At 62.1% G+C, this 6788-nt stretch carries 4 protein-coding genes; 2 read left to right on the top strand and 2 right to left on the bottom strand.

The window, feature by feature from the left end:
* Together WA989_RS01460 and WA989_RS01455 are read right to left on the bottom strand one after the other, a co-directional pair.
* A partial coding sequence (locus WA989_RS01460) for a hypothetical protein (RefSeq protein WP_424338755.1) occupies positions 1-314 on the bottom strand: 314 nt, incomplete at its 3' end.
* A 19-nt stretch (positions 315-333) separates the two neighbouring features.
* Positions 334-1008 carry a glutathione S-transferase family protein gene (locus WA989_RS01455; protein ID WP_424338754.1) on the bottom strand — a complete coding sequence of 225 codons (675 nt, stop codon included), beginning with the start codon at positions 1006-1008 and terminating at the stop codon, positions 334-336.
* Positions 1009-1127: 119 nt separating this feature from the next.
* Between WA989_RS01455 and WA989_RS01450 the strand changes: the two genes are divergently transcribed.
* On the top strand, positions 1128-3854 hold the full coding sequence (locus WA989_RS01450; protein WP_424338753.1) for a M1 family metallopeptidase: 2727 nt from the start codon (positions 1128-1130) through the stop codon (positions 3852-3854).
* Between the two features lie 116 nt (positions 3855-3970).
* Positions 3971-6788 (top strand): NAD-glutamate dehydrogenase domain-containing protein (locus WA989_RS01445; RefSeq protein WP_424338752.1); only part of this gene is annotated, 2818 nt, incomplete at its 3' end.

Raw genomic sequence — 6788 nt, 5'->3', positions numbered from 1 at the left:
GGGTAAGGCGGCAGACGATTGACAGCGCCGCGCATATCGTCCGCCTGGTTTTTCAACCGGTCGCGCATCTCCTCAATATAGGAAGTCGCTTCATCAAGGCTGACATCACCGGCTAAATGGCTCTCAGCTACGAAACCCGCGTCATCGGCAGGCTCGAAGAGATTGAACAGGCCTTCAATGATCGGCCTGTACTCTGCCATCCAGGCAGCCAATTCCTGCATGGAGGTTTCAACCTCCGCAACGGTCTGCGGCGCTGCGTTGGGCGTGCCGAGCAGGAAGGACGCAGACAGGGCTGCGAGCAGTTTACGGAACATGTTGGACACCCAATCCTAACTAGAAATCGAGATCAGCATAATGTTTTGCTGGCCGGGTGCCATCCACTTTGTCTTCGAGCACGGGCCGGAAGCTCGGGCGGGATTTGATCTTGGCGTACCAGGCCTTGAGATCGGGCGTCAGGTCCCAGGGCACATCCCCGAAATAGTCATAGGCCGACAGGTGCGCGGCGATGGAGAGGTCCGCCATGGTCAGCGCCCGCCCCGCCATATAAGGGCGCGCTTCGGCCAGGCCGTTGAGGAAGGTCATCTTGCTTTTCAGCGCATGGACGCCAGCGCGCAGCGACGCGGTATTGGTCTCGCTGGAGCGGCGCACCCACTGGTTCACGCGTTCTGTCAGGAGGGTTGCATTGACCTCGGCAAAACTGTCCTCGCTCCAGCGCCAGAGACGGCGGGCCTCGGCGCGCTCATTGGCAATAAAAGGCAGGAGCCTGGGATTGGAGATTGCGTCCTCGAGATATTCGCAGATCGCCTGGCTCCCGATGGCCGTCACCTTCACTTCAGCAGCCGTATCGACGAGCGCCGGTGCAATTGCCCCCGGCGCGAGCGACACCAGTTCGTCCGGCAAGGCCCAGGGCAATGCGCTGACACTGGAAAACGCGCAGCGCTTCTCGCCCAGCGCGAGGCGGACCGTTCTTGCCAGAGGATCGATTGGCCAATGCCACAGCCGTTTCATATATTCATACCTATAAGGCCGAACTTACCCGTTTATGAGCGCAACGGCATCAGGATTTTGCCTCTCAGGGCCATCCATGCTTCATGCGTCCCGCAAACAGTCTTCCTGGAGAATCCATCATGACGCTTAACAGGTTCAAAACGACCATCTTCGCCGGCGCAGCCAGCCTCGCGCTGCTGAGCGCCTGTGGCCCCAGCCCGGATGAAGAGACGCCGCCGCCCGCCGAAGAAAAGATTGAACCGGTCAAGCTCGAAACCCCGCCTGCCGGCCAGCTGCCGGACACGACCATCCCGACAGCGTATCGTCTCAACCTTGTGACCGATCCCGCCGCAGCCGGCTTTTCGGGCACAGCCGAGATCGATGTCCGGCTGAGCGATCCACACGCGCGCATCTGGCTGCATTCGCTCGACCAGACGATCCAGCGCGTGGTTGCCCGCACGGCCGATGGCACCGAGATCGAAGGCACGTTCGAGGGCGGCCTTGCCGATGGCGGCGTCTCGAAAATCGATTTCGCAGAGCCTGTGCCGGCCGGCAAGGCGACGCTCATCATCGATTACCGCGCGCCTTACAATTTCGGCCTCGCAGGCCTCTACAAGGCAGAGCAGAATGGCCGGCCCTATCTGGCGACGCAGATGGAGCCGATCGATGCGCGGCGCATGTTTCCGGGCTTTGACGAGCCGCGTTTCAAGACGCCCTGGTCGCTGACGGTCACCGCGCCGCAGGGCAATCAGGTCATCGCCAACGCGCCCGTGACCGGCACGACCCAGCTCGACAATGGCCTCGTGCGCCACACTTTTGCGACGACCCGCGACATCCAGTCCTATCTCGTTGCGCTGGCGGTCGGCCCTTATGACATGCGCGACGGCTCTGCGCTTTCGGCCAACACGCTGCGCGCGACGCCTGTCCCGTTCCGCGGCTTTGCGCCCGCCGGAAAGGGCGACCAGCTCGAGGTCGCGATGGATGTGACCGATGAGATGGTCGACTATCAGGAAAGCTATTTCGACTATCCCTACCCGTACGCCAAACTCGACATCATTGCGGTGCCGGACTGTGCCTATGGCGCGATGGAGAATGCCGGCGCGATCATCTATCGCGAGAGCGCGCTCCTGATTAACGCCCGCACCTCGCTGGGCCGCCGCCGCGGTGTGCTGACCACGCATGCGCACGAGCTGGCCCACCAATGGTTCGGCAATCTCGTCACACCGAAATGGTGGGATGACATCTGGCTCAATGAGGCGTTCGCCACCTGGATGAGCTACAAGACGATGGACGAGGTCTATCCGGGCCAGGGCTATGAGCGCGCCGCCCAGCGCCGCGGCCTTAGCGCCATGGGTTCGGACAGCCTGATCAACGCCCGTCAGATCCGCAATCCGATCGAGCGCAATGCCGACATCAATGACGCGTTTGACGGGATTACCTATTCCAAGGGCGGCGGTGTCCTGTCCATGTTCGAGACCTATGTCGGCGAAGAGGCCTTCCGGGAAGGCATGCGCATCCACATGAAGCGCTTTGAAGATGACTCCGCCGACGTGGAGGACTTCATGCAGTCTGTCGCCGATGGCAGCGAGAATGACGGCGTGGTTGAAAGCTTCCGCAGCTTCATCTTCCAGCCGGGCATTCCCTATCTCAATGTCGAGACCAGCTGCGAGGCGCCGGATGCCGGCCTGATCACGGTGACACAATCGCGCTATGCGCCGCTCGGCTCCGAGATCGATGCCGACGCCTCGACCTGGCAGGTGCCATTCGCGATCCGCGTCTCGAGCCCGGCCGGCGACACGGTTATTCGCGAAATGCTGACCGAGAAGACGACCGACATCCCGCTCGATGGGGCCTGCGCCGACTGGGTGATGCCGAACGCAACCGGCGGCTATTGGCGGTTTGCGCTGTCTGGTGAGGACTGGGCCGCGCTGACGGAGAATTTCGAGGCGCTGACAGTGTCGCAGCAACTCTCTTTCGTGGATTCCATCACGGCCGCCTTCCGCGCAGGCGACGCGCCAGCGAGCGCCGTCCTCGACGCGCTCGAGGCTTCGGCAACCGCAGAATGGGATGTGGCGAGGATGTCTGTCTCAAAGGCAGAATCCTATTTCAACGCGCTGCCGGAGCAAGACCAGGAGGCGATGCGCAGCTGGGCGCAGGCCACATACGGCCCTGTCTACCAGTCCCTTGAATCGCGCGAGGACGAGCTGAGCCAGGGCGAGAGCCTTCTGCTCCAGTCCCTGTCGTCAGCCCTGCTCGATATCGGCATGATGGAAGACGAGCGCGCAGAGCTTGCCGAGCAGGCCGCCGCCTTTGTCGGCGTGAATGGCGAGCCTGATGCAGATGCGGTCTCGGCGGACATGCTGGTGCCCGCGATCAAATGGGGCACAAGGCTGGGCGGACGCGATTTCTACGAAGCCGCCCTGGACTATGCGCGCACCAATGAGAACCAGTATGAGCGCCGCGTCATCCTGCAGACCATTGCCGCCAATGCCGACGAGGCCGAAATGGCCGACCTGATCAAGGAAATGCAGGGCAGCGACTGGCAGGGCCAGGAAACATGGTCCGTGCTGCAAACCTCGCTCAACAACAAGGCCAATCAGGACGCTGCCTGGGGCCTCTACAAGGCGAGCTTTGATAATTTCATTTCTCGCACGCCTGAAATCCGCAAGGCGCAGACAGCCGGCGCGGTCCGGTCTTTCTGCACCGAAGAGGAGGTCGCCGAAGCGAGCGCCTTCTTCGAAGACAAGAAAGACGCCATCCCCGGTTATGAGCGCTCGCTTGCCCAGGCCCGCGAGAGCGGCAATCTGTGCGCCGCCTTCCGCTCTGGCAAAATCGACGAACTGAAAGCCGCGATCGCCGAGCGCTGATACGGCTTTCAACACTATCCGGCCTTGCCCTTCGCACCTGCAGCGTGCGGAGGGCAATTGCTGTTAAGGGTCTGGCGGGCTAGAAGCAGGCTAGCCCAGACACACAGGATCCTCCCATGCCCGATCACGCCCAGAGCCCTGCACGATCTGCAGGAAAATTGCGGCTTGAGGAGGTCATTTCCCATTTCAGCGAGCACGCCGATGCAGAGACGACCGTCTCGCTGTCGGACGGGGACTGCGAGGCCCTGGCGCGCGCCATTGCCAGCTTTGCAGACGAATTTTCGGGCGAGGACTCGATTGTCCGCGTTCGCGATGGAAAAGGCGAAAATGACAGGCTGATCGGCTCGACCGTTCTTGAGGCTGTCAGCCTCGATAAGCCGTTCCTGGTCGATTCGCTTCTGGGGGCCTGCGCCGATCTCGGTGTCGAGGTGCGCGGCCTGATGCACCCGATCCTGACAAGCGACAGCGGCGCGCACATTTCTCTCATCCAGATCTTCCTGCCGGCCCTCAGCGCTGCCGAATGCCGTAAACTGCATGAGGAAGCCGAGGCCACGCTGCGCGATATCGCCATGTCGGTGCGCGACTTTACCGACATGCAGGCGCGCATGGAAAACGAGATCGAACGCCTGCGCGCGCTGACCAATTGCGCCGAAGAGGCACGCGACGAATCCGTTGCGTTTCTGGAGTGGCTGGCCAACGAACATTTTGTTTTCCTCGGCGTCCGCAGCTATGATTTCGAGACCGGCCCGGATGGCACCGTGCTGCCGGAAGAGCCGATCATGGTCGAAGGCTCCAATCTTGGCCTGCTGCGCGACGAGGACCGCAACGTCCTCAATCGCGGCGCCGAGCCGCTGGTGTTGACGCCGGCTATCGGATCCTTCCTGTCAGAGCCCGCCCCGCTCATCGTTGCCAAATCCACGCTGAAGAGCCGTGTTCACCGCCGCTCGCTGTGCGATTATGTCGGCGTCAAGCATTTCGATGAGGACGGCAACGTCACCGGCGAAACGCGTTTCCTCGGCCTTTATACTGCAGAAGCCTATAATGAGAGCGTGAGCTCCGTGCCGCTGGTGCGCCGCCGCGTCGAGAAGGTACTGGACGCGACCAGCGCGGTCGAGGGCAGCCATAATTACAAGGCGCTGACCAATATCCTCGAGACATGGCCGCGCGATGAACTCCTGCAGGCCAATGCCGACACGCTGATCCCGCTGATGAAGGGCGCGCTGAGCCTCGTCGGACGGCCACGCACGCGCATGTTTGTGCGCCGCGACCAGTTTAACCGCTTCGTGTCGGTTCTGATCTTCGTGCCGCGCGATGCCTATAACACCGCCGCGCGTCTGCGCATGAGTGACCACATTGTCGAGACCTATAAGGGCCAGCTCATCTCCTTCCAGCCCCGCTTTGACGCGTCTCAACTTGCCCGCGTCTACCTGCTGATCGAGCTGACGGACGTATCGGTTCACCCGGACCTCAAACAGCTTGAGGAAGAGGTCGCCGCGATCGCGCGATCGTGGGATGATGCGTTCCGCGAAGTGCTGATCAGCGCCGAGCTCGACCAGATCGACTTTGAAAAGTCCGCTGGCTTCAGGAGCGGGTTCAATGCCGCCTATCGCGAGGCCTTTGACCCTGAAGAGGCGCTCCGCGACATTGAAGGCTTCCGCCAGCTGAGCGATGACAAGCCTGTTCGCCTCCGGGCCTACAGGAAGGAAAAGGATGGCGAGGAAACCGTCCGCGCGAAGATCTATGCCCGAAATGGCTCCATCGCGCTCTCCGACTGCGTTCCCGTCTTCGAGAATATGGGTCTGTTCGTCAGTTTCGAGACAGGCTACCCGGTTACTCCCGACCCGAAGCCGGTCGAGGACGGCCCGGACATCTACTGGGTCCATGCGCTCAAGGCCCGCACGACGGACGGCACCAAGCTTGATCTCGAGGAAACAGCCTCGCGCTTTGAGGATGCCTTTGTCGCCGTCTGGCGCGGCCAGGCCGAAAATGACCGGTTCAATGGCCTCATTTTCACCGCAGGCGCGGACTGGCGCGAAGCGGCGCTCTGCCGCACGCTTTGTGCCTATCGCCACCAGACCGGGCTCGACCCGGCCCGCTCGACACAGATCGAAGCGCTGAAACGCCATCCGAGGCTGACGCGCGCCCTGCTCGACCTGTTCGCCATCCGGTTTAACCCGACGCGGCCCGAGAGCCTCTCAGAACGCATGCCCGAAGCGCTCTCCAAGCTTCAGCAGATCGAGACGCGCCTGAACGAAGTCTCCTCCCTCGACGAGGACCGTGTCATCCGCAGGATTGCGCGGCTTATCATGGCCATCCAGAGGACCAATTTCTGGCATCGCCAGCCCGATGGCAGCCCCCTGCCCTTCATCAGCTTCAAGATTGCCAGCCAGGACATTACAGACCTGCCGGCGCCCAAACCCTTCCGCGAGATTTTCATGTCGAGCCCGGAAGTCGAAGGCGTTCACTGCCGCTTCGGCAAGGTCGCGCGCGGCGGGCTGCGCTGGTCTGACAGGCGCGATGATTTCCGCACCGAAGTGCTCGGCCTGGTCAAAGCCCAGCAGGTCAAGAATGCGGTGATCGTCCCGGTCGGCTCCAAGGGCGGCTTCTTCCCGAAACAGATCCCGGCCACTGCGACACGCGAAGAGCGCAATCAGGGCGGCATCTCGGCCTATCGCACCTTCATCAATGCCTTGCTGGACCTCACCGGCAATCTCGTCGATGGCGATGTCGAGCAGCCCAAGGACACCGTCGTCTGGGACGGCGATGATCCTTATCTCGTCGTCGCCGCTGACAAGGGCACGGCCAGTTTCTCCGACATTGCCAATGAGATCAGCCTCGAACATGGTTTCTGGCTGGGCGATGCTTTCGCGTCCGGCGGCTCGGCCGGCTATGATCACAAGAAGATGGGCATTACCGCGCGCGGCGCCTGGGAAG

Source organism: Henriciella sp. (genome assembly GCF_049649345.1).
Classification (GTDB): domain Bacteria; phylum Pseudomonadota; class Alphaproteobacteria; order Caulobacterales; family Hyphomonadaceae; genus Henriciella.
The sequence above is the reverse complement of the archived record's forward strand: the minus strand, read 5'-3'. Positions and strand labels throughout refer to the sequence as shown.